Annotated in this window: 17 protein-coding genes; 10 read left to right on the forward strand and 7 right to left on the reverse strand. The window is 51.6% G+C overall.

Features of this window, described 5'->3' with window-relative positions:
- Nucleotides 1-140: 140 nt before the first annotated feature.
- Complete coding sequence (locus AGRI_RS10165; RefSeq protein WP_008984857.1) at nucleotides 141-2,561, reverse strand: S9 family peptidase; 2,421 nt, start codon at nucleotides 2,559-2,561, stop codon at nucleotides 141-143.
- Nucleotides 2,562-2,808: 247 nt separating this feature from the next.
- Here AGRI_RS10165 and AGRI_RS10170 point away from each other — a divergent pair, with 247 nt between their 5' ends.
- Nucleotides 2,809-3,384 carry a porin family protein gene (locus tag AGRI_RS10170; protein WP_008984858.1) on the forward strand — a complete coding sequence of 192 codons (576 nt, stop codon included), beginning with the start codon at nucleotides 2,809-2,811 and terminating at the stop codon, nucleotides 3,382-3,384.
- A gap of 64 nt (nucleotides 3,385-3,448) precedes the next feature.
- Here AGRI_RS10170 and AGRI_RS10175 read toward each other — a convergent pair whose 3' ends face one another.
- Entirely contained in the window at nucleotides 3,449-5,509 is a 2,061-nt protein-coding gene (locus tag AGRI_RS10175; RefSeq protein ID WP_008984859.1) for a M13 family metallopeptidase, read from the reverse strand.
- Between the two features lie 202 nt (nucleotides 5,510-5,711).
- Here AGRI_RS10175 and AGRI_RS10180 point away from each other — a divergent pair, with 202 nt between their 5' ends.
- The 4 genes from AGRI_RS10180 to argA all read left to right on the forward strand — a co-directional run bounded on the left by AGRI_RS10180 (nucleotide 5,712) and on the right by argA (nucleotide 9,385).
- Nucleotides 5,712-6,125 carry a DUF350 domain-containing protein gene (locus AGRI_RS10180; RefSeq protein ID WP_008984860.1) on the forward strand — a complete coding sequence of 138 codons (414 nt, stop codon included), beginning with the start codon at nucleotides 5,712-5,714 and terminating at the stop codon, nucleotides 6,123-6,125.
- Nucleotides 6,126-6,147: 22 nt separating this feature from the next.
- Nucleotides 6,148-6,768: a DUF1190 domain-containing protein gene (locus AGRI_RS10185; protein WP_008984861.1), complete on the forward strand. Its 621-nt coding sequence runs from the start codon at nucleotides 6,148-6,150 to the stop codon at nucleotides 6,766-6,768.
- A gap of 3 nt (nucleotides 6,769-6,771) precedes the next feature.
- Complete coding sequence (locus AGRI_RS10190) at nucleotides 6,772-7,923, forward strand: glutathionylspermidine synthase family protein (protein ID WP_008984862.1); 1,152 nt, start codon at nucleotides 6,772-6,774, stop codon at nucleotides 7,921-7,923.
- 142 nt (nucleotides 7,924-8,065) lie between these two features.
- Nucleotides 8,066-9,385: an amino-acid N-acetyltransferase gene (gene argA / locus AGRI_RS10195; protein WP_008984863.1), complete on the forward strand. Its 1,320-nt coding sequence runs from the start codon at nucleotides 8,066-8,068 to the stop codon at nucleotides 9,383-9,385.
- 17 nt (nucleotides 9,386-9,402) lie between these two features.
- Here argA and AGRI_RS10200 read toward each other — a convergent pair whose 3' ends face one another.
- Complete coding sequence (locus AGRI_RS10200) at nucleotides 9,403-10,470, reverse strand: glycerol-3-phosphate dehydrogenase/oxidase (RefSeq protein WP_008984864.1); 1,068 nt, start codon at nucleotides 10,468-10,470, stop codon at nucleotides 9,403-9,405.
- Between the two features lie 191 nt (nucleotides 10,471-10,661).
- Here AGRI_RS10200 and AGRI_RS10205 point away from each other — a divergent pair, with 191 nt between their 5' ends.
- Entirely contained in the window at nucleotides 10,662-11,966 is a 1,305-nt protein-coding gene (locus tag AGRI_RS10205) for a coiled-coil domain-containing protein (protein WP_008984865.1), read from the forward strand.
- A 47-nt stretch (nucleotides 11,967-12,013) separates the two neighbouring features.
- Here the strand turns inward: AGRI_RS10205 and proB are convergent, their stop codons facing one another.
- On the reverse strand, nucleotides 12,014-13,123 hold the full coding sequence (proB, locus tag AGRI_RS10210) for a glutamate 5-kinase (protein ID WP_008984866.1): 1,110 nt from the start codon (nucleotides 13,121-13,123) through the stop codon (nucleotides 12,014-12,016).
- A gap of 178 nt (nucleotides 13,124-13,301) precedes the next feature.
- Here proB and AGRI_RS10215 point away from each other — a divergent pair, with 178 nt between their 5' ends.
- Nucleotides 13,302-13,940, forward strand: a complete 639-nt coding sequence (locus AGRI_RS10215; protein WP_008984867.1) for a YiaD family glycine zipper/OmpA-like lipoprotein — start codon at nucleotides 13,302-13,304, stop codon at nucleotides 13,938-13,940.
- A gap of 72 nt (nucleotides 13,941-14,012) precedes the next feature.
- Here the strand turns inward: AGRI_RS10215 and speE are convergent, their stop codons facing one another.
- Nucleotides 14,013-14,873, reverse strand: coding sequence for a polyamine aminopropyltransferase (gene speE, locus AGRI_RS10220; protein ID WP_008984868.1), 861 nt, complete (start codon nucleotides 14,871-14,873; stop codon nucleotides 14,013-14,015).
- Nucleotides 14,874-15,006: 133 nt separating this feature from the next.
- Between speE and speA the strand changes: the two genes are divergently transcribed.
- The 3 genes from speA to AGRI_RS10235 all read left to right on the forward strand — a co-directional run bounded on the left by speA (nucleotide 15,007) and on the right by AGRI_RS10235 (nucleotide 18,824).
- Complete coding sequence (gene speA, locus AGRI_RS10225) at nucleotides 15,007-16,893, forward strand: biosynthetic arginine decarboxylase (RefSeq protein WP_008984869.1); 1,887 nt, start codon at nucleotides 15,007-15,009, stop codon at nucleotides 16,891-16,893.
- 89 nt (nucleotides 16,894-16,982) lie between these two features.
- Entirely contained in the window at nucleotides 16,983-17,876 is an 894-nt protein-coding gene (locus AGRI_RS10230) for an acyltransferase (RefSeq protein WP_008984870.1), read from the forward strand.
- A 15-nt stretch (nucleotides 17,877-17,891) separates the two neighbouring features.
- The gene (locus AGRI_RS10235) at nucleotides 17,892-18,824 is read left to right on the forward strand and encodes an acyltransferase (RefSeq protein WP_008984871.1); all 933 of its coding nucleotides are present in this window, start codon (nucleotides 17,892-17,894) and stop codon (nucleotides 18,822-18,824) included.
- Here AGRI_RS10235 and AGRI_RS10240 read toward each other — a convergent pair.
- Together AGRI_RS10240 and AGRI_RS10245 are read right to left on the reverse strand one after the other, a co-directional pair.
- Complete coding sequence (locus AGRI_RS10240) at nucleotides 18,795-20,021, reverse strand: class I SAM-dependent methyltransferase (RefSeq protein WP_008984872.1); 1,227 nt, start codon at nucleotides 20,019-20,021, stop codon at nucleotides 18,795-18,797. The genes AGRI_RS10235 and AGRI_RS10240 overlap by 30 nt on opposite strands.
- A 9-nt stretch (nucleotides 20,022-20,030) precedes the next feature.
- Nucleotides 20,031-20,876, reverse strand: a complete 846-nt coding sequence (locus AGRI_RS10245) for a co-chaperone YbbN (protein WP_008984873.1) — start codon at nucleotides 20,874-20,876, stop codon at nucleotides 20,031-20,033.
- Nucleotides 20,877-20,940: the final 64 nt, after the last annotated feature.

Below are 20,940 nucleotides of genomic sequence, written 5' to 3' on the forward strand. Positions count from 1 at the left end.
TGATAAGCCACCACTATCGCCAGCAAACTCAGCAAAGCTAAAGCAAATTTCTTACTCCATGTCATGCTTACCTCCGAAAAAGAAAAAGCGCTGGGTTTAGCAGCGCTTTTTATTATAGATTAACTTTATTGCAACACAACTTACTCGGCGTTATCGGCCTTGGCGTTTTTCACAAACTCATCCAGCCAGGCCGTAGTTTCCCATAGCATATGCAGCACAGACTCACGGGCGCGGTAGCCGTGTGACTCCAGTGGCAACATCACTAAGCGGGTGGTACCGCCATTGCCTTTAATCGCCTGATATAAGCGCTCGCTCTGCATCGGGAAGGTACCTGAGTTGTTATCATCGGTACCGTGAATTAACAACAATGGTGTTTTGATTTTTTCGGCATGGAAGAACGGTGACATCCGGCTATACAGCTCCGGATCATCCCACAGGGTGCGTTGTTCCATCTGGAAGCCGAACGGCGTCAAGCTGCGGTTATAAGCGCCACTGCGGGCAATACCCGCTTTAAATAAGTTAGAGTGCGCCAGCAGGTTTGCCGTCATAAAGGCACCATAAGAATGGCCGCCAATCGCCACCCGGTTCGGGTCTGTTACGCCGCGCTCGACGCCCGCACCAATCGCTGCCTCTGCATTGAGGATCAGTTGCTCAATAAAGGTATCGTTCGGTTCCTGCTCACCTTCACCAACAATTGGCATGGTGGCATTATCCAATACCGCATAGCCCTGAGTTGCCAGGAATTGCGGTGTCCAGTAACTAATGCGGTTAAAACGGTACGGCGAATCACTGACCTGACCAGCGGCGCCAGCGCTGCGGAACTCACGCGGATAAGCCCAGATCACCGTCGGCAGTGCGCCATCGCGGGCTTTATCATAGCCGGCTGGCAGCAATAGTGTCGCTGACATCGGAATACCATCAGCACGCTGATAATTAATCAGCTCACGGCTAATACCCTGAGTGTGCGGCATTGGGTGTGGTGTTTTCGTCAGAGCCGTTAATTCACCGCTAGTTAAATCGCGCAGGTAAAAATCCGGCGGCAGATCCGGCGCTTCACGCTGAGTTAACAACTTACCTGATGGTAACACCGTATAAGGAAACTCATAGAATGGCGCTTCGGAACGCCATAACCGGCTGGTTTCACCGCTTGCCAGTGGGCGTTTATCGATGAAAGGTCTGTTACCCTCTGGTGAGGCGCCAACGCCGGTTAAATAAATCGCGCCATCTTCTACCCGTAATAAGCGTTGACCGTTAGCAGCAGTGGTTAATAACGGACTGCCCGGATCATTATAACGGTCTTCAGACGAGCGTTCCCAGAATAGCCGCGCTTGTTTGGCCGGGTCCAGATACCAGACTTTTTCATTGCGATCCTGCCACCAACGCTCCCACACCAGCAAACTACCGTCGGCTGCAGCAAGCAGATAAGAGAAGCGGAAACTTAAATCCAGCAGCTTTTCCGGCTCAGCATTAAAAGGCGCTGCCAGCTGGAATAATTGATCCCGTACCGCGACTTTATTCGCCGGGTCGCCACCATCCGCAGCTTCCGCCCAATATAGGGTTGCAGCCTGATCCGGGCGCCAGCCAACACTGCGCCGGCCGGTCACCACCGCATCAAAGGCTATCGGTAAATTATCGGCCACCGGTTGCTGCACTACCTGATATTGCAGCTTGCCGCTGGCATCCCACACCTCAGTGGTATAAGCAAAACGGAACACCGGTACCGCATAGGAGAATGGCTGTTCAATCCGGTTAACCAGAATAAAATTATTATCCGGTGATACTTCGACGCCACGTAATAACTGTGGTTTACCCAAAGTCGTCACTTTGTTATTTAAGCCAATTTTTACCAGCTGACTGGTAAAGTAATAGCTGAACAGCGCTTCATCATGCTTATTTTTCAGCAAATCCTGATAGGTACGGGCCGGTGCTGTACGACCGCGCGCTTCGGTAATGACCGGGCCGGTTGGTACCTTACTCTCGGCTGGCTCAGCGCCGCGTTTTGCCGGCACGGTCGCCGCAAAAATGGCTTTGCTATCCGCTGACCACTGTAATGAACCGCCCCAAATCGCATTTAAGCTCAGTTTACTCCAGCGACTGGCGCGCAGCTTTTCCAGATCCACTTTCCACAGCTGGGCTTCATTGTCTTCCAACTGAATAAAGGCTAAATGACGACTGTCGGGTGAGAAGTTCAGATTGACGGCTTTCAGATTTTTCGGCAAGCCACTGATCGTTTGAGTTTGTTGGCTATCCAATGCAATCAGCTGTAACGATGACACATAACGCGGTTGTGCCGGGCCATTATTCGCCGGATTAAAGCGCACCCCGGCCAGCCGGTATTCCGGTGCGGCTAAATCAGCGATGCCTGGCAAAGCGGCAAAGCCGGTACTCAGCATGAGCTTCCCATCCGGACTTAACATGGCACCAGGTGCCGGAGCCGCATCCACGATATCGACAATTTCTTTTACCGGCTGTTGATAGCCAATATCAACTGCAGTCGCTAGCGTTAGCGGGCTACAGCAAATCAGGCTTCCGAGCAGCGCGGCACGGAGGATCAATTTCATTCTCAGGTTCCCTGTTGTGTTATGTAACAGATTTTTGTAACACGTTTTAAGCCGCTCGCCTGTAGCAAAGCGACCATTTCGGCAAAAACTGAGATAAGTTCCAGTATAACGCTAACTTTTTATTACAAAATTAACATTTAATCTTACTGTATTTTTTGGCACACTCGCGCCGCCTTCAGCTATTAAGGCCGAATTCAGCTTAGCTGGCTGATGATTGGATTGTCTCTCATCGTAAAAGGAATGCGACATGTTAAAAAAATATCTCTCTGTGCTGGTTATTGCTGCCTGTTCAACGGCTGTTACGGCTGCTGATTCACCGTTTTATGTCGGAGCCCAGATTAGCGCGACCGAATTAAAAGAATCAGAAGCGGGTAATTCTGATAGTTTTGATTTTACTACGCTGTCGGCACTGGCTGGCTATCACTTTACGCCCTACATTGCTGCTGAATTGCGGCTGGGTACGGGAGTAAAAGGGGAAAGCTTTCGTGAGCTCGATTACTCCGAGAAACTTAGTGTTGATCTGCAAACTTTGCTGTTGCTAAAGGGTACGGTACCTATCAACGATATGTTCTCGCTGTATGGCGTCGCCGGTTATGGTTCAACTAAGTTTAAATATCAGGAGCGGTCGACTGGCTTCTCGTTCTCAGAAACGGAAACCATTAACGGTTTAGCCTGGGGAGTGGGCGCCGGATTCCGTGTCACACCACGCTTAACTGCAACACTGGAATACCTGCAGCTGCCCGATGAGAAATTCTCTGATGGCCCATATAACTTCAAACTGAAAACCAACAATCTGACACTGGGTGTCAACTACCAGTTCTGATCAGCTGCTGAAAAAACAAACCCCGATCGGCTGATCGGGGTTTGTGGTTGGCAAGCCGTGCGTATTACCAGATTTTTACCCGCACATCTTCTTCGCGATACATACCATCGCCCTGTTTTACCTCAAAGGCTTCATAGAACTCTGGCATATTCGACAGTACACCTAACACCCGGTACATGCCTGGTGAGTGTGGCCCGGTAATGACCTGCTGTCGCAAGGCTTCATCGCGGAACTTGATGCGCCAGACCTGAGCCCAGCCGATAAAGAAACGCTGCTCCGGGGTAAAGCCAGCGATAGTCTGCCGCGGTTGATCTTTAATCGAGTTTTGATAGGCACGGAACGCCACCGTTAAACCACCCAGATCGGCAATATTTTCACCCAGACCCAAAGCCCCCTGCAGATGCAGGTTGTCGATTGGATTAAAGGCATTGTATTGATCGATCATGCGCTGCGCACGCTCACGGAACTGCCGCTCATCTTCAGGCGTCCACCAGTCGCGCAGGTTACCGTTACCATCAGAACGTCGGCCCTGGTCATCAAAACCATGGGTAAATTCATGACCGATGACACCACCGATCGCGCCGTAGTTTACCGCATCATCAGCATCGACGTTAAAGAACGGTGGTTGCAGAATCGCAGCCGGGAACACGATTTCATTCATGGTGGAGCTGTAGTAAGCGTTAACCGTCTGTGGCGTCATGCCCCATTCGTCGCGGTTTACCGGCTGACCTAAGCGGTTAACCATCCTTTGATACTCACACTCACTGCTGCGACGCAGGTTGCCGATTAAGTCGTTAGCATCGATGGTTAAACAATCGTAGTCACGCCAAACATCCGGGTAACCAATTTTGGTATTAAACTTCGCCAGCTTGGCCTGAGCCTCGACCTTGGTCGCCTCGCTCATCCACTCCAGCTCGTTAATGGCTTCTTTAAAGGCGCCACGCAGATTTTCAATCATCTCATCCATCCGCGCCTTGGCTTCGGGTTTGAAATGGCGGGCAACATACTCTTTACCCACCATAAAGCCCAGATTGCTATCAACCAGATTTACCGCGCGTTTTTCCCGGCTGCGCTGCTCTTGCAGGCCGCTTAAGGTTTTACCGTAGAAATCAAAACTGGCCTGCGCAAAAGGCTCGCTCAGGTTAGCGGCATTAGCGCGCAGCAGGTGAAACTTCAGATACGTCTGCCACTGGCTAACCGGCACCTGGGCCTGCAGCTTGGCAAACTCGGTAAAGTATGACGGTTGACGGATCACCAGTTCTTGTACCTGCCCCAGCTCAGCGGCTTGTAAAAACGCCGGCCAGTCAAAGCCGGGGGCCAGTTTAGCCAGCTCGGCACGGTTCAGCTTGTTATAGGTCGCATTACGATCGCGGTTTTGGATCCGACTCCACTGCACCTTGGCCAGTTGAGTTTCCAGCGCAATCACCTGTTCCGCAGCCTGCTCTGGATTATCCCAGCCGGCCAGTTGCCAGATTTTGGCAATAAAATCACGATATTGACCAAGCAATTGCAGCGAACGCTCGTCATCTTTCAGGTAATAGTCGCGATCAGGTAAGCCTAAGCCGCCCTGACTGGCGCCGGTAATATATTGATCAGACTGCCGTTGATCCTGACCGACAAACACCGCTACCGGGGTACCGAAACGGTAGCGTTGTAATTCACCCCATAGCACTGCCAGCTGTTGATGGTTGCGCACCTGCTCAATACGGGCAATATCGCCACGCAGTGGATTCAGGCCCAGCGTATTAATCAGCGGCTCATTTAAAAATGATTTGTATAAATCGGCCATCTTCTGCGCATCGGAGTTTTTCGGATGCTCAGTGGCTGCCAGCTCCTGAATAATTTCCAACACTTGCTTCTCAGCGTTTTCACGTAGTTCGTCAAAACTACCCCAGCGCGCTTTATCGGCTGGAATTTCGGTACTGCCTAACCAGTTACCGTTTACAAAACGGAAGAAGTCCTGTTGCGGTGCAACGCTTTTATCAAAGTTATTCAGGTCAAAACCCGCTTGTTGGCTAGTTGCGGCTTGGCTGACGACGGTTTGCTCAGTGCCAGACGGGCTGCTACAGCCTGCCACACCAAGCGCCAGCGCCACACCCAGCGCCAGAGCAGAGATCTTGGTCATATATTGGTACCTCAGTTGTTTTTATAATCGGCTCGAGTTTAGAAAATCTGCCTGCTTGCTGCTTTGCAAACAGGATATTAACCCTGTCAGATGCGATAAATGTCAGACTGCGGTTTTGCTGCAAGCAACCGCGTGCGGTTTTACTTGTAATTAGCCATAAATTTCCGCAGGATCTGCGTAGTTTCGTTATCGGGAGTTCACCATGCTTGATACTGCTTTAACCTCACTGGCCGGCTTACCGTCTTTTCTGGCGTACTTTGCCGTAGCTGTGCTGTCAGTGCTGATCTTTGTCCGTTTGTATAGCTGGGTTACGCCGCATGATGAATTTGGCTTAATCCGTGACAATAACCCGGCCGCAGCAGTGGCCTTTGCCGGTGCGCTAATTGGTTTTGCCCTACCACTTTCCAGCGCTATAACGCATTCCATGTCCCTGCTTGATTGTGCCATTTGGGGCCTGGTGGCGTTATTGGTGCAAGTACTGACCTTTTTTATCAGCCAACTGGCACTAAAAAATCTATCGCAACGTATTACCCAGGGTGATATCGCCGCCGGTATTTTCTCCGCCGGTTGCTCAGTTAGCGTGGGTATGCTCAATGCTGCCTGTATGACCTACTAAGCTATGTCCCAAGGAGCTTAAGATGCAAAAAAAACCCTTTAAGCGTAGCCGCAAAGCGGCGCTGATCTTTATGGTGCCCGCCGCTACGCTGGCATTACAGGGCTGCGGTGCTGAAAAAGCGGTTGAAGCCCAGGTATTTAATACCCCGGATGAATGTGCTGCTTTCTACAATCCACCGGCGCAATGCCAGGCGGCTTTTGCCGAGGCACAGGCGCTACATCCACAGGTCGCCCCCAAATACGCCAATAAGCAGGAATGCGAAGCTGACTTTGGTACTGGCCAATGTGAAACGGCCCCGCAACAACATGCACAGGGCAGCTTTTTTATGCCGATGATGATGGGATTTTTAGCCGGACAAATGCTCAATCGCGGTGGCATGGCACCACAACAACAGCAGCAAACTGCAGCCGCAGCGGCTGGCCGCAATACGGTGCCAAACCAGCCGTTGTACAAAGCGCGCGATGATCAGAGTACCTTCCGCACCGCAACCAATACCCCGGTGGCCAGTCAGCCTGGGCCAACTCAGGTTCGCCCTTCCGCCGTACAGCCAAAACCAGCAACCCTGGCCCGCCGTGGCGGCTTTGGTGCCCAGGCGCAACAACGTGCGGCCGCAGCACCACGGCAGGCGACTTATGGCGGCTAAGCGATGAAGAAGGTTCCGATTGCCCCTCGCCCGGGTTGGCAGGCGTTTGCTGAAAGCGTTGGTTTTCAGTTCCATACTATTGATAACGAGCCATACTGGGACGAGTCTGCCTATTACCAATTTAGTCTGGCACAGATTGAAGACGATTTGGAAGCACCGACCGAGCAGCTGCATCAAATGGCCTTGGATCTGATCCCGGATATTATCCGCAGCGAACAGCAACTGAGCCAACTAGGCATCCCGGAGCCGTTCTGGGATGCGGTAAAAGACAGCTGGCAGCGCGCCGAGCCACATCTTTATGGCCGGATGGATTTTGCTTATGATGGCAAGGGCCCGGCAAAATTGCTGGAGCTGAACTACGATACCCCAACCTCATTATACGAAACCGGTTTTTTTCAGTGGGTATGGCTGGAAGATCAGCAAATGCGTGGCTTGTTGCCTGCAGGTGCCGATCAATTTAACTCGCTGCAGGATAAACTGGAGCAGGCCTTCGCCGAGCTGCCGTTACCGCGGCCATTCTATTTCAGTAGCGTCACCGAAAGTCAGGAAGACAAGGGCACTGTTGATTATCTGATGGATATTGCGCTGCAAAGTGGCCTGGACAGCCGCTATATCCAACTGGAGCAGATTGGTGATATCGACGGTCAATTGGTCGATCTGGAAGGTTATCCGATCCAGGGCCTGTTTAAACTCTATCCCTGGGAGTTTATGCTGCAGGAAGAATTCGCCGGCACCATTTTAAGCTCCGACACTCGCTTTTTAGAGCCGTTATGGAAGTTACTGCTCTCCAATAAAGGGATTCTGCCGTTATTGTGGCAAAAGTATCAGGGCCATCCTAATCTGTTGCCGGCGTTTTTTGATGACGGCAAAACAGCGTTGAACCCTGGCTGGGTGCGTAAACCTCTGTTCTCGCGTGAAGGGGCCAATGTAGAACTGATTACACCACAAGGTGAAAAGCTGCAACAAGGTGGACCCTATACCGATAGCGGTTATATCCGGCAGGCCTTTGCGCCGTTGCCACGCTTTGGTGACAGCTATACGCTGATTGGCAGCTGGGTGGTCGGTGATTTAGCGGCAGGGATCGGCATTCGTGAAGATAACAGTCTGATCACTAAGGACAGTTCGCGTTTCTTACCGCATATTATTCTGGATTAAGCAGGAATATTTATGCAGCAATATTGGATATAAAACCACTTTATTGCTAAAATCCCGCAACTTTTTGCGCTGGTCTGGCAGTTTTCCCGGAAAACTGCCAGACTTATCTTATCTGTATACCGTGCAAGGAAAACATTCGCCCGTGCGTACAACTGAACTCGTCAGCGGTTTCCGCCAATCTGCCCCCTATGTTAACGCCCACCGTGGCAAAACCTTTGTGGTGATGCTGGGGGGCGAAGCCATTATGCAACCCGGCATTCGCAGCATTATTAATGATGTTGCGCTGCTGAACAGTCTGGGGATCAAAGTCGTACTGGTGTATGGCGCCAGGCCACAAATCAATCAGGCGCTGCGCAATGCCGGGCTGGAGCCACAGTACCATAACCGGATCCGGGTCACTGATGATGATTCGTTCCGGCTGATCAAACAGGTTGCCGGGGCGTTACAGCTGGATATTACCGCCCGCTTATCGATGAGCTTAAGCAATACACCGATGCAGGGCGCGCAAATTAACGTGGTCAGCGGTAATTTTGTTATCGCCCAACCGCTCGGCGTCGATGAAGGCGTGGATTATTTCCATAGCGGTAAGGTGCGCCGTATCGATACTGCTGGTATCCGCCGGCAGCTTGATAATAACGGTATCGTGCTAATGGGGCCGATAGCCGCGTCGGTCACTGGGGAGAGCTTTAATTTAACGGCGGAAGAAATTGCCACCCAGGTCGCGATTCGGCTGAAAGCCGACAAGATGATTGGTTTTAACGATGTTGGCGGTATTGTCGGCGAAAATGGCGAAATCACTGCAGAGTTGATGCCGAATATGGCAGAACATATTCTGTATGAATTGGAGCAGCAGGAAGATCACTGCGTCGGCACGGCGGCATTTTTACGTGCCGCTGTTACCGCCTGTCGCGCCGGCGTGCCACGCTGTCACTTAGTCAGCTATGCCGAAGATGGCTCATTACTGCAGGAGCTGTTCTCACGCGATGGTATCGGTACCCAGATCGTTACTGAATCGGCAGAAAAACTACGCCGCGCGGTAATCAGCGATATCGGTGGTATTCTGGATCTGATCCGGCCGCTGGAGCAGCAAGGGCTGTTGGTGCGCCGCTCACGGGAACAACTGGAAATGGAAATCGACTACTTTACGCTGATTGAGCGTGATGGTCTGGTAATAGGTTGTGCCGCGCTTTATCCGTTTCCGGAAGAAAATGTCGGTGAGTTTGCCTGCTTAGCGGTACATCCGGATTACCGTGATGCCGATCGTGGTACCACCCTGCTAAAAAGTGTGATCCAGCAAGCCCGGCAGCGTAAGTATGACCGGCTGTTTGCGTTAACGACCCGCAGCATTCATTGGTTTTTAGAGCAGGGTTTTGAACTGGTGACCGTCGATGATCTGCCGGCCCAGAAAAAGCAGCTGTATAACTATCAGCGCCGCTCAAAAATCCTGGCTTTGGATCTGTAAGTCCGGAGCCCAGGCTATCAGCGGCGGTTGACCTCAGCCGCCAGCTGTTGCCCCAAAGCCCGCGCTGTGGTCCATTTGCCACCACTGACCGTCAGAATGTTGCCCTGCCAGTGAAACTGATATTCGCGGCTGGCGCGACTGGCATCCGCACTTCCCGACAATAACGGTCTGACGCCGGCAAAGCTGCCTAACAGCTGCGCTGGCGCAACGGCTGGCGTAAAGTAATGTGCGTAAACATCGAGTAAATAGTCGCGTTCAGCTGGTGAGCACTGTACAGGTTCATCCAGTTGCTGCCTGACTTCGGTCGTACCCAGCAGACACTGCTGTTGATAAGGTAAAGCAAAGACGATACGCCGCTCGCCCGGCACTTCCAGCATATGGCCATAGCGGCTAATCGCTGGCAGCAACAAATGACTACCCCGCACCAGATCCAGGGGCGGCGCGGACAGGCCGGATTGCTGTAACAGAGCACTGCTCCAGGGGCCAGCGACATTAATAATGCTGGCGAATTTCAATTTGCCAGTGGCGAGCTGTAGTTCACCATCTGGCTGAATTTTTAATACCGGGCTGTGCTCTACAATATTGACGCCGGCCTTGCGGCACTGCTCTGCCATCCAGAGGCCAAGCTTTTGATCATCCATCTGGCCATCAAAAAACAGATAGGCACCCAATAAACCGTCGGCTTTTAGCTGCGGTGAGCAGCGTAGCGTCTGCGCCGCCGTTAACCAGCGATGCCGGCCTATACGTTTTTTACCGGCAAAGCTATCGTAAAGCCAGAGTCCGATTTTCAGCTGCCAGCGCGCTCGTTGTGAATCAAGATATATTGGGTAAAGAATGGGTAAACGGCGGGTCAGCTGCGGCGCTTTTTTCAACCACCAGCGCCGCTCCTGTAACGCCTCGCGTACCAGCCGGAACTCACCTTGCTCCAGATAACGTAAGCCACCGTGTAACAATTTAGATGAGGCCGCACTGGTGGCTTGCATTAACTGGTCGCGTTCAAACAAAGTAACCTGATGACCAGCCAGGGCCAGCTGCCAGGCACTGCACAGGCCATTAATGCCACCCCCTACAACCGCAATTTGCATCTTGTCTCCCAGAGCGCTTTTTGCCTGTTTTTTACACTAAAAGTTTACCACTCTCTCTCGCTACCAACTACACTATAACAGCTATAACTCTGTTGTGGGTCGCAACGCCGTGCACGCGACTTCGGGTTGATTTCAATAACCAACCGGCGACCGGCTAAGCTGCCGCCCGGTTACTAACCGGAGTCATACAAATGAAGTATTCATTAATCCTAATCTTGCTACCGATGCTGTGGCTTACTGCCTGCAGTGATGCACCACAGCTGGCAGCCGTCAAACAACAACTGCAAGCAGAAATACCCGAGCAATGGCAAGTCACCAGCTTTAACGTAGAGGCTGAGGAAGAAACCGGGACTAAAGTCAGCCCTGTTTGGCAATACCGCTTTAATGCGGAAATTGCCCCAAAAGAAGCAATGCACCACCGAATTGGTCGTTTACAGGAAGTGGATATTCTGGAGGTGACGCAGAAGAAAAATGAGAAGTTCAAACTGAACGGTTTGGCAAATTCTGCGCTTTATAACGGTGAATGGCAGGTTGGTATGGATCTGAATCTGGTGCAAGCCATCTCTTTCGGCATGCCTCTGAGTCGCTTTCCCGACAAACATGTGATAGCTGGCAGCAGTGATTATAAAAAGCTGCTGAAAACAGCCAAAGAAGCGCAACAAAAAATTGAGCAGCAGATTGCCACCGACGAGCAACAATTTCAGCAACTGCTGCTTGAGTACAACAAACTACAGCAGGAGCTGCAAACTAAAGCGCAACAATCCAGCGAGCAACTAAATACCCTGCAGCAACAAAGCTATCAGCAAAGGGACCAACTGGCACAACAGCTAAGTAGTCAGAACGTCGAGTTACGCAATCAGTTGCAACAGCAACGACAAGCTAAAGCGGCGGAATTCAGGCAAATACATGATAAGCAGGCTGCTGAAATTGAAAGTGCGTATCGCCTGCAGTCTGCCGAGTTTAAAGCGGCTCGCACCAAAGCTCAGGATCTTCGTACCGAACAACGTAACGCTGCCCGCAAAGCACATGCGGCTGAAACTCAGAGCGCCAGAAGTACTATGCAAAGAGCAGACTATACCCTCTTTAAAGCTCAAGCTGACGAAAAGCTGCGGGCTGAATATCAGCAGATCGACCAGACCCATAACACCAGGGTACAGGAAATTGCCGCGGCTGAAAAAGTTGTCACCGATAAACGTCGCGCAGACCTTGCTGCGATCGCTACGACCTATCGCCAACAAGTGGATGCGCTATCAGCTGAGCAAAATGAACAGCTAACAGCTGCTCGCAGCGAAGCTTCGCAGCAACAACAACAGGCCGGCAGCGATCAGCAAAGCGAATTACAAAGCGCTCGCAACAAACACCAAGCGTTGCTAGCCGATAATAATCGCCAGCTCAACGAATTACGCCAGCGTATCGACCAACTGCAACGACGGATCCATGAGCAGCGCAGTATCCTGGGTCGCGAGAGTCAACTACTCGCACAACTTGACCCCTAGAGCGCTATATAGTTTAAAAAATCGACACCAGCGGGACCAGTATAGGACTAGTCCCGAAACAGTACTAAATCATCGCGGTGAATAGCCACTTCACTGGGGCAATATCCCAGGATGTTGGCTATTTGCTGACTATGAACGCCACGAATTTTGTTCAGTTCAGGGCTACTATACTGGCTAATACCTTGAGCCAACGTCTGGCCAGTAGTGCTCTGTACCAGTACTGCATCACCCTTTTCAAAATCGCCATTAATAGCGGTAATCCCAGACGGTAATAACGAAGCGCCGCGGCTCAGTAACGCCTGCCCGGCACCTTCATCAATGACCAGTTGACCGCGCGGCTTTAAACTGTGGCGTAACCAGTGTTTCTTAGCACTGACTCGCTCCTGTTGCTTGTGGAACAGCGTGCCACATTGGCGGTTGGCCAGTAATTCATCAAAGGTTGCCGCTTTCTGGCCATTGATAATCAGCGTATCAATACCGGCACGGGTAGCTTTATCGGCGGCCTGAATTTTCGTCTGCATACCGCCGGTACCAATAGCATGGTGGCTGCCACCGGCCATCGCATAAATCTGCGGTGTAATTTGCGTAACCTGTGGCACCAGCGCAGCGTCAGGTACAGTACGCGGGTTGGCGGTGTAGAGACCATCGATATCCGAGCAGATTAATAAGGCATCAGCATCGGCCAGAATCGCCACCATCGCCGCCAGATTATCGTTATCACCGACCTTTAATTCAGCCGTGGCAACGGTATCGTTCTCATTAACAATGGGTAACACCTGATTCGCCAGCAGGGTGCGCAGGGTATTGTCGATATTCAGATAACGACGGCGATCCTTTAAATCATCGTGAGTGAGCAGGATTTGCGCACAGTCAAAATCAAATAATTGTGCCCAGCTCGCCATCATCCGGCTCTGCCCCACCGCCGCCATTGCCTGTTTCACATTAATTGGCAACGGCAACTGCTTATAGCTAATGGCATTGCGACCTGCGGCGACACTGCCTGACGACACCAGCACCACCTCAGTACCGGCCGCCCGGCACTCGGCAATAAAGCGGGCGATAGATAACAAATACCGGGTAGAGCAGCCGGCTGCATTAGGCGCAATCAGCGCACTGCCTACTTTTAAAACGATTCGTTTCCAGCCACATACCGCCATCTTCGCTACCTGCTTACCAACATCTGCTTTGGGTTATTCTGCTGGTCCAAAGCTTAATCTTTGGCAGTCTATATGTCTAACGCTATTTCTATCAGCGAATCCGCAAATTCAGCAATCATTCATACCCTTAACCTAAACTGCTATATACTTAGCGCCAATTGCGTAATGGAGAAACAAGATGAAAACAAAAGTTGCACTAGTAGCCGTGATGTCCGGCAGCCTGGTCCTGGCCGGTTGTGCCACTACCGATAACCAAAATACCACCCGCGGTGCGGCCATCGGTGCAGTGGCCGGTGCTATTGCCGGTAAAGCAACCGGCAACCATAAAAACAAAAGGATGGTGATCGGTGCCGCTGTCGGTGCTTTAGCCGGTGCGGCCGTTGGCAGCTATATGGATAACCAGGAAAAGGCGCTGCGCGAAGAGCTAAAAGGTTCGGGCGTAGGCGTACAACGTGACGGTGACCGTTTAGTGCTGGATATCCCGGCGCAACTGACTTTTGATATTAACCGCTCGGACATTCGCCCCAGCCTGTATCCGGCGTTAAACGATATCGCCAAGGTCTTACGTGACTACCCGAAAACTATGGTGGTGGTCGCCGGTCATACTGATGATACCGGTCCGTATCAGTTTAATATGAACCTGTCGCGCGCCCGTGCCGAATCCGTGCAAAGTTATCTGGTCGCGCAAGGTGTGCAACCGATCCGTATTGAAACCATCGGTTATGGCCCGGATCGCCCTGCGTTCCCGAACAATTCAGAAGCCAACCGCGCGAAAAACCGTCGGGTAGAAGTGCATATCGAGCCGATCGTCGAGTAATTTCTTGTACTTAAAACACAACGCCCGGCTAAGCCGGGCGTTGTGTTTTACAGCTGTCTATTTCACAGCTGCCTATTCAGCAAAGGCTTTTTTTACAAAATTTGGCAGGGCACCGGCCGCCTGATGCACCTCAACATTGTAGTACTCGGTACTAAAGGGTGCAGCCGCCGCATCGGCTTCGCGGAAACCGTTAAATTCACCGCTTTTCTTCGCCAGCGTACAGGTCCACCAACCTGATGGATACACCATTTGCGGGAAATTCAGTGTTTGCAGGCTGGCAAAGCCGGCATCGCTCATTGCCTGACGCATCGCTTTTAACAGCGGCATATGGATCAGCGGTGATTCACTCTGCTGCACCAGAATACCGTCGTTGGCTAAGGCTGCCACACAGCTGGCATAAAAGGCGCGGTTAAACAGGCCTTCGCCCGGGCCTATCGGATCCGTTGAATCGACAATAATCACATCGATAGAACCCGGCGCAGCTTCGCGCATAAATTTAATACCATCTTCAAACTTCAGCGTTGCGCGCGAGTCATTGTTTGATGCGCACAGTTCCGGGAAGTACTTTTCTGCCATCCGGGTCACTTGCTCGTCGATATCGATTTGCGTTACGCGCTCTACGCCAGGATGCTTTAACACCTCGCGCAGGGTACCGCAATCACCGCCGCCGATAATCACCACATTCTTCGGGTTCGGATGGGTAAACAGCACAGGATGACTGAGCATTTCGTGATACAGGAAGTTATCCCGGCTGCTAAGCATAATCACATCATCAATCACCATTAAATTGCCGAAATGAGTGGTTTCATACATGGTAATTTTCTGAAAGGGTGACTGAACTTCATCCAGTTTTCTGGTAATGGCCAGGCCAAACACACTACCGCTGTCGGCAAACACCTCGGTTAGCCACTTTTTGTCATCAAATACTGACATTTTTACCCCCTGCAACGTATAAGGCGCGTATTTTGCCTGCGACAACGCTGACATACAAATTTTTCGGCTTTTTTGCTGCACCTTGCGGCTAATGGCTTTAAACTATAGCAGTTAATTTTTTTGAGGAAAGATAATGGCAGACTGGGGTTTTGAGAAGGCGCGTTCTATTTACAACGTAGCCGTGTGGAGTGAAGGCTATTTTGATGTGAACAAGGCTGGTGATCTGATTGCCTATCCGGATCAGGATCACAGTAAGCCAGGTATTAGCTTTCCGGAGCTGACGCAACGCTTTAAGGAAGAGGGCCTGACGCTGCCGGTATTGGTGCGGTTTACCGATATTCTGCAACACCGGGTCGACACCTTAATTAAGTCTTTCCAACGCGCCAAAGCTGAAAAAGAGTATCAGGGTAACTATACCGCGGTTTATCCGATCAAGGTAAACCAGCAATTCTCAGTAGTTAAACGCCTGATTAGCCATGATAGCGGCAAAGTTGGCCTGGAAGCCGGCAGTAAGCCGGAGCTGATGGCAATCCTTGGCGTAACCGAGCAGCCACTGCAAATCGTCTGTAACGGCTATAAAGATAGCGAATTCCTGCGGCTGGCAACCATTGGTCAGATGATGGGCCATACGGTCTATGTGGTTGTTGAAAAGCTGTCAGAGCTGAAAACCTTGCTACGCGAAATCGATAATCTGGGTGCCGCACCACGTATTGGTATTCGTATCCGCTTAAACTCGGTCGGTAAAGGCAAATGGCAAAATACCGGTGGCGAGAAAGGCAAATTTGGCCTCACCGCCACCCAGGTGCTGCAAGCCATCGACATCCTGCGCGCTGCTGATAAGCTGGATTTACTGCAGCTGGTGCACTTTCATATCGGCTCGCAAATTGCCAATATTCGCGATATTCACAATGCGATCCGTGAATGTGCCCGTCACTACGCTGAACTGCGTACCCTCGGCGTGCCTATTACCACGGTAGACGTCGGCGGTGGTTTAGGTGTCGATTACGAAGGTTCGAAATCGCGCTCTGCCTGTTCGATGAACTACACCATGTACGAATATGCCCGTAACGTGGTTAATGGTTTAAAAGAAGTCTGCGACGAGTACGACTTACCACATCCGAATATTATTACCGAGTCTGGCCGGGCGATGACCGCACACCATGCGGTGCTGGTAACCGATGCCATCGATATCGAACGGGCGCCTGGTTTAGTGAATCTGCCGGAGCCAAGCGAAGAGGCCCCGACGGTCATTTTAGGGATGTGGGACGCCTACAAGAATGTTACGCCACGCAGTGCCGTCGAGTCCTACCATGATGCTGTCCACTACTTTACCGATGCCCATGCCCAGTATGTGCATGGCCTGCTGACTTTACAGGACTGGTCACTGTTAGAGCAGCTGTACTTCGCCACCATTAATAAGGTTCGGGCGAATCTGGATCTGAATGCCCGCTCACACCGCGCGATTCACGATGAGTTAAATGAAAAACTGGCCGATAAGCTGTTCGTTAACTTCTCGCTGTTCCAGTCCATGCCGGATGCCTGGGGTATTGATCAGCTGTTCCCGGTGATGCCACTGGAGCGGATGACGGAGCCACTGAATCACCGCGCCATTATTCAGGACATTACCTGTGACTCAGACGGTATGCTGAAAAGCTATGCTGATGGCAATGGTATCGAATCCAGCCTGCCGCTGCCGGAATACAAAGACGATCAGCAATATCTGCTCGGTATGTTTATGGTCGGCGCCTATCAGGAAATTCTGGGTGATCTGCACAACCTGTTTGGTGATACCGATTCAGTGCATGTCGAACTGACCGAAGATGGCAGTTACAAGCTGACCAATATTATCAAGGGTGATACGGTAGCCGATGTGCTGCGCTACGTGCAGTTTGATGCCAAAAAGCTGATTGCCTCTTACACCAAGCAACTGGCTAAACTGGACATGCAGGACGAACGTAAAGATGAGCTGCTGGATGAACTGAAAGCCGGCGTTTATGGTTACACCTACTTCGAAGATTAAGCTAGAATAGGCACTGATCGGAGGTGTAACCACTTACACCTCCCCATTTAGCCGGTGGTTTCGCCACCTGAAAATGAGATAAGTGCCTTATGTTAAATTGGTTACCGCACCCGATAAAGGGGTCACTTTCCTTTCTGCTGTATATCGTTAATACCTTGTTTTGGTTTGTACCCCTCATGTTGTTGGCGATTCTGAAGTTACTGCCAGTTAAGCGCTGGCAAGCCTGGATGACCTATTTGCTGGATGCGATAGCAGTGGCCTGGATTAGCGTTAATAACCTGACGACCCGTATTTTCACTTCGATTAAGTGGCAGGTCGAAGGGCTGGACAAACTGTCGCGTAAAGACTGGTATCTGATTATCGCCAACCATCAGTCCTGGGCCGATATTTTAATTCTGCAGAATATTTTTAACCGTAAGATCCCCTTTATTAAATTCTTTCTGAAAAAAGAGCTGCTGTACGTGCCCTTTATGGGACTTTGCTGGTGGGCGCTGGATTTCCCCTTTATGAAGCGCTACAGCAAAAAACTGCTGCAAAAGCGCCCTGAGCTGCAAGGCAAAGATATCGAGACCACCCGTAAAGCCTGTGCTAAATTCCGCTTTAAGCCGGTATCAATAATGAATTTTGTCGAGGGCACCCGCTTTACCCAAGATAAGCATGATCGCCAACAGTCGCCGTTCCGGCATCTGTTAAAACCCAAGGCTGGCGGCACCGCCTTTGTGCTGGGTGCCATGGGCGAACAATTACATAAATTGCTGGATGTGACCATTCACTATCCCGGCGGCATTCCCACCTTTTGGGATTATATTTCCGGCAAGGTTCATGCTATAACTGTCAATATTAAGGTACTGCCTATTGCGAAAGAGTTAATAGGTGACTACCACGATCAGGCGTATCGTGAGCGCTTTCAGCAGTGGCTTAACCAGTTATGGTTGGAGAAAGACCAGCAACTGGCCAGGCTAGAGACAGGCGCAGGCAAATAAAGGAGTGTGTCAGCGATGCTAAGCTTTTTACCCGGATTTTTACTGTTACCGATCAGCTTTAGTTTGTTTGCTTTGAATCTGGCATTCTGGGGCATAGTGGTCACCCCGCTTGGCATCCTGAAACTACTGTTACCCTTTAAAGCTGCGCACCGGCTGATTGCCGCCCTGGGCCGGCGCTGCTACCGGGGCTGGACGGCGGTGAACACCTTTTTAATTAACCTGTTTAATAATGTCGACTGGCAAATCAGTGGTCAGCAGCAGTTGGATAAAAACAGCTGGTATTTGCTGATCGCCAACCATAAGAGCTGGGTTGATATTCCGGTGGTCAGTACCTTTGCTTATCACCTGATCCCGGAGCCAAAATTCTTTTTAAAAGATGAGTTAAAGTGGGTACCTTTCCTTGGCACCGGCTGCTGGGCGCTGGATATGCCCTATATGAAACGCTATAGCGCCGCGACTTTGGCCAAACATCCTGAACTTAAAGGCAAGGATATCGAAACCACCCGTAACAGCTGCGCTAAGTTTGTGCATACGCCAACCACCATCATCAACTTTGTGGAAGGCAGCCGTTGTACACCGGAAAAACAGCGCGCTAAAAACAGCCCTTTTACCCATTTGCTGCCACCTAAAGCCGGCGGTATTGCCTTTACGCTGGCCAGTATGGGCGAGCAGTTTAATGCCATCCTGGACGTCACGCTGATTTACCCGGATAACACCCAGCATATTGCGCTGGATATGCTAATGGGACGGTTAAAACGGGTGGTGATTCAGGCCGAGATCCTGCCGGTCGATGCCGCAGTCATTGGTGATTATTTTAATGATCCGGCATTTCGCGATAACTTCCAGCAGTGGCTGAATCAGCGCTGGCAGCGTAAAGATCAGCAAATTGAGTGCTATCTGAAGCAGAGCCAACGCAGCTTACAGGCTACACCGGTCAGCCAAAGCTGACGTATCACGCCAGGCCCGGATTAAAAAGTTTCGCGGCGTGATCTGATAAGCACAAAACACCGACAGTTGTACCTGATAACCCTTTTGTTGCAGGTACAACGCCCGATCCAGTACCAGATATAGCTCCAGCGGCCGGCGAAACAGATGCCGCACCGCATCAATACGTTGCAGCTGCAGATACGCCTCGTCAGCCCTCGCCAACAAAGCGTTATTATCGATAACCGCCGGTAACGGCAGTTGTTGCAGCTGCGCCGCATAGGCCAAAAAGGCGCTAAAGTCTCCGCTAAACCAGTGCTTAGGTAAAGATGGCAGCGGCTGATAGCTGGCATCTGCCGTCAGTTCAGTGCGCAATAACTGATACGCCAGCCGCCAGCTGACTTCGGTTTGCCGCAGCCGTGCGACCCGTTCACCGCCGGTAACCTGAGCCTGTACCGCCAGTTTCAGATCCTGTCGGCTCAGCTGCAGATTATGCTGCTGCGCCAGCGTCGATAAAGGCTGATAATGTGCAGCGGCAATCAGATGGTAACAACAAGGCGCCAGCTGTAAGGCGTGCGTGCCGACGGCAACCGCATGTTTGATTAACTGCAAATGTAAATCACCACAGGCATGTAAAGCGACCAGCTGTTGCTGTGGCGACAGCACTGCCCGTCCCGCCGGCGTCAGCACATCGGCACAGACAAAGCGCTGTGGCAACTGAAATTGTGCTGCCAGTGCCTCGCCCTGTCGGCACAGTTCGGCCTGCCATTCAACACTGGTAACCTGCCGGCCCTGCGCCGCCAGTAGCCGCCCCAGATGGCCTTTGCCGGCACACCATTCCAACAGCGGCAGCTCGGATGGGGCGAGCTGCTGACAAAAATGCTGAATTTGCGAGAGTTTACGCCCGCCAATACCATTGGTGAGCCAAAATGGCCACTCGGGTAAGGCCTCTGCCGGCTCAGCCTGACTGATCGCCGGTAGCGCAAAGCGTTCGGGGAAAAAGCCGCCAAACAGCTGCTGTTGCTGCTCAGGATTATCTTCCAGTGCCGCCAGCTCAGTAAGCGATAAGCTCTGCAGCAGGCTATTCAGTGCAGCGTCAAAGGGTAAGGCCGAGCGCGCCATCGGCTGTAACTGCCAATAGCGCTGATAGCGGTGCAGGACAGCGGCAACCTGAGTAAACAGCTTACCCAGCTCAGCGCCACTGCAGGCAAAGACACTCAAAAATCAGCCTTAGTACAGCAGTGCATAGAGTTTACGCCGATACTGGCTGGCCAGCGGATCGCCCTTGGGCAAGGCCGCCAGAATATCTAAAAACAGCTTTTTGCTTTGTCCAAAGTTCAGATCCTGCTGCAGAATCTGCAGCAGCAACGCTAATGCCTCTTCTGAGCGCAAGACGGCCTGGTACTGCACAGCTAATTGCTCTTTTAAACTGTTATCTGCCGGTGCTGCTGCCAGCCGGGCTTCCAGTGCCTGGATCTCCGGGGTATTGCTGGCCTGCTGCGCCAACTCCAGCTTGGCCAGCACGGTTTTATATAAGGCGTCCTGATCGGCCAGCCGCACTTCAGCCAACAGCTTTTCAGCCTGGGTTAACTGGCCAAGGCCAATAGCGGTATCGGCTAACCAGAGTTTAACTTCCACCCGCTCTGGCGCCAGCGTCAGCGCTTCGGCCAGCAGCGGATAAGCTTCTGCGAGTTGCTGCTGTGCCAAATATTGCTGCGCTTTGGCAATCAGCTCATCTTCCGGTTTTGGCAGATAAGCCGCCAGCCGGGTCAGAATCTGCTGCTCGGTCTCCGCGCCGGCAAAACCATCGACCGGCCGGCCATCTTTAATCAGCATGACGGTAGGCAATGATTGCACACCAAACTGCATCGCCAAGTCCTGCTCCTGATCGCAATTTACTTTGGCCAGACACAATTGCTGTGGGTACTGGCGCACAATTTTTTCCAATACCGGACTTAACTGCTGACAAAGCGCACTGCGCGCCGACCAGAACTGGAAGATCACCAGCTGCTGTAACGAACGGTCCAGCACTTCGCGGGCATTGATCAGGCTGACATCAACGATAGGGTTTTGCATACTTCACTTCCTTAGCTTTAACTCCCTGTACTATGGTGGCGACTTGCCGCTTTTCAAAGCAGTA

The organism is Alishewanella agri BL06 (assembly GCF_000272005.1).
Lineage (GTDB): Bacteria > Pseudomonadota > Gammaproteobacteria > Enterobacterales > Alteromonadaceae > Alishewanella > Alishewanella agri.